This is a genomic window from Bradyrhizobium sp. (assembly GCF_049581145.1).
GTDB lineage: Bacteria > Pseudomonadota > Alphaproteobacteria > Rhizobiales > Xanthobacteraceae > Bradyrhizobium.
This window is the reverse complement of sequence record NZ_JBAURI010000268.1, coordinates 1-2,001: the sequence shown is the minus strand read 5'-3', so window position 1 is coordinate 2,001 and position 2,001 is coordinate 1. Positions and strand designations below refer to the sequence as shown.

General features: G+C 57.5%; 2 protein-coding genes. Both read right to left on the bottom strand.

Annotation, left to right across the window (positions count from 1 at the left end):
• Nucleotides 1-196: 196 nt before the first annotated feature.
• A complete protein-coding gene (locus WCB02_RS09070) occupies nucleotides 197-577 on the bottom strand; it encodes a hypothetical protein (RefSeq protein WP_423957640.1) in 381 nt (126 codons plus the stop codon).
• Nucleotides 578-668: 91 nt separating this feature from the next.
• Entirely contained in the window at nucleotides 669-1,961 is a 1,293-nt protein-coding gene (locus tag WCB02_RS09065; protein WP_423957639.1) for a helix-turn-helix domain-containing protein, read from the bottom strand.
• Nucleotides 1,962-2,001: the final 40 nt, after the last annotated feature.

The window sequence follows — 2,001 nt, the reverse complement described above, 5'->3', positions numbered from 1 at the left end:
GCGCTACATCGGCAAAGATCTGCTTGGCTCCGGGCGAAGCCCTGGAGCCCGGCTGCAGGCACGCGCCGCGTTTCGCTGACCGGATTGGAAAATGGAATCATCAGGGCGCAGGCTTGCGCATTCTTGCTCGATTCGCCGCGTCCATCGCACCTCGTCTAGCAACGAGCGGACGTCGGATCGCTGCATGGTAACGGCGTCACAGGACATCCTTAAACGAGTCAAACGTCATCTCAAAGCGCTTACTGGCCAAAAGGACTTTCGCGCTGTCGGCCTGCTCCACCGTTATCGTACCGGCCCGAATTGCCAGCACAAAAAGCCCTGGCGTGGTCAAGATGCGGTCGGTCCCCAAGCGTTTGACTGCTTCTCGTCGGAAGACCCTCTTCTCATCGCACGCGATGTCAAAGTCTCCCGCCGCCGCTAAGGCAAGAGAAGCCGCTTCTCCCCTTCCCATGATCGCCGAAAGCTCGGCGAACAAAGCGAGGCTGACAGAATCTTCAATGCGCGTTTGCTTTATCCAACCGTTCCCAATAGCAGCAGTCAAAGCGGCCGCTTGATCGGGTATAATGATTTCAGCCACGACTTCTTCGACTACGATGAACTCGTAGCCAGCGAGGCACCCGAGCAAGAAGAGTGCCCTCGCGTGGATCAGATTTATTAGCACGTTCGCGTCAGTTACGACGACGCGACGCTGAGCTGTCGCCACGGTTAACTCCAGGAACAGACACGCCGGTCGGTCGCTCTCGATCGATCACGCCAAACGCGTCGAGAGACACGCTTGACCTTGGTTGATCCAGCACTATCGCGAACAGCTCCTCTGCCTTGGATCGGCTGATTGCTTCTCGTGCGTACGCTTCGAGCGCTAAGTTCAAAAAGCGAAAGTGGAAGCGATCTCGCTCCCTATCATGATTCGGTTGCGGGAGTCGAAGTAGTTGCTCCATCTCCCGTCCCTTGCCGCGCTTTTCTAGCGTCAAAAACTCTTGGAGTTCTCGGTCTGAAAGAATTTGCAGATTACGTAGTCTGTATAGCGCAACCGTCCGACTGACACCGAAGTGATGAGCCAACAGAATTACGTCGTGGAGTCGTACCTCTTGAGAACCGCTACCCCGCGCCTCGATTCCGATTGCGCTATCATTTTCAGTCGGGGTTTCTGCAAACAGGCGCGCTTGGCCACCCTTGCCCAACGTAGCGAGAAACTCGCGAACGCCGCCTTCCGGCATGAGCAGATTGGCCGCGAATGAATTGGCTCGAACCTCGACGAGCTCGGTGTTCTCGCTGCTCCGGCTGATCGTGCCTTTGGCATCCGAGTCAAGAAGCACATGTGCGTACTCATGGGCAAATGAGAAGGTCCGCCGAAGGAGGTGTTCTCTCCGGTTTACTGCCACGAATGGACCAATGTCGGGGTCAACGAGCGTGAGGCCTGAGATGTCCTCTGGAAGGTCGATCATGGCAGTCCGAACCCCCTGCGTTTGAAGGAGCTCGTCGATATCTCCAATGCGCACATCGCCGATTGCAAGGCGTCGTCGCTCCTGTTCTGCGACGGAGGCGCCCTGTCTAATGGCATCGTATCTAGATCGGGGCGCCGGAATTCCATAGCGCACCGTTGAGGCGATGTCCCGGTTGGCGCCGACCAGCCTCTCAAGGTTCGTCAGTTCGCGACTAACCGACATGCAATCGCGAAGCGCGCTGGCGGCCTTCTCGTCCGCGAGCGCCTCAGCCAATCGGAACGCGACCAATGCGCTCCCCTGCCGAAAATCTTCCGAAAAGAACTCGCGCATGTCCCGGCGGTACAGTCGAGCCAACTGATCAAGCTCAAGACTGCTCACGGCACGATTACCAAGTTCAATCTGCGCGATCGCGGAGCGTGAAACACCAAGGTGGTCGGAAACTTGGTCTTGTTTAAGTGACGCCGCCTCGCGGGCGTCCTTCAGACGCCGTCCTAACTCCTGCTGCGTGAGTGGCATACTTTCTCCCGATTCGTACCTGCTGAGCGAAGCGGGAGGG

Excerpts from the sequence above, each read along its gene's own strand:
- WCB02_RS09065 (WP_423957639.1), bottom strand. The coding sequence starts at position 1,961 with ATGCCACTCACGCAGCAGGAGTTAGGACGGCGTCTGAAGGACGCCCGC.